The organism is Halomonas sp. ND22Bw (assembly GCF_003011945.1).
GTDB lineage: Bacteria > Pseudomonadota > Gammaproteobacteria > Pseudomonadales > Halomonadaceae > Halomonas > Halomonas halophila.
This window is the reverse complement of record NZ_PXWD01000207.1, coordinates 1-425: the sequence shown is the minus strand read 5'-3', so window position 1 is coordinate 425 and position 425 is coordinate 1. Positions and strand designations below refer to the sequence as shown.

The 425-nt window shown below is 66.1% G+C and carries 1 protein-coding gene; it reads right to left on the bottom strand.

What is annotated here, in order from left to right:
• Positions 1-132 precede the first annotated feature (132 nt).
• Positions 133-425, bottom strand: a 293-nt coding sequence (locus tag CVH10_RS17710) for a hypothetical protein (protein WP_219924766.1), incomplete at its 5' end; no start/stop codon positions are given.

The following is a 425-nucleotide window of genomic DNA, read 5'->3' as shown; positions in this document are numbered from 1 at the left end:
CTTTGCGGTTGATCATGATGGTCCCTCTCCAAGGACGTCGACGCGACGTCGTTGACCAGAGAGTGGCTCAGACCCACGCCCAACCCCACTTACCGTCGCAGTAAGATCGACTGGCCAATCTGACATTTCCCGTCATGGCAGAACGACGACAGGAAAGGCGACGGCCATGGCCGCCTGCCCCGGCGGGGGTCCCATGACCGCGCCACGACGCGGATTGGCGTCAAGCGCATCGGCCAGCCAGGCCGATAGAGAACCAGGCTCATCGGCGGTTTCGCCTCTTTCACCGGTGCGACTGGACGCTCCGGCCAGATAGCGCAGATCGGCCGGGAAGCGCGTCGCCGCCGGGATGGCGAGGACCGCCAGACGCTCCACGACCGCATTGCGCTCCGCCACGATCCGCAAGGCGGCGCTTCGCGTCTCTCCCG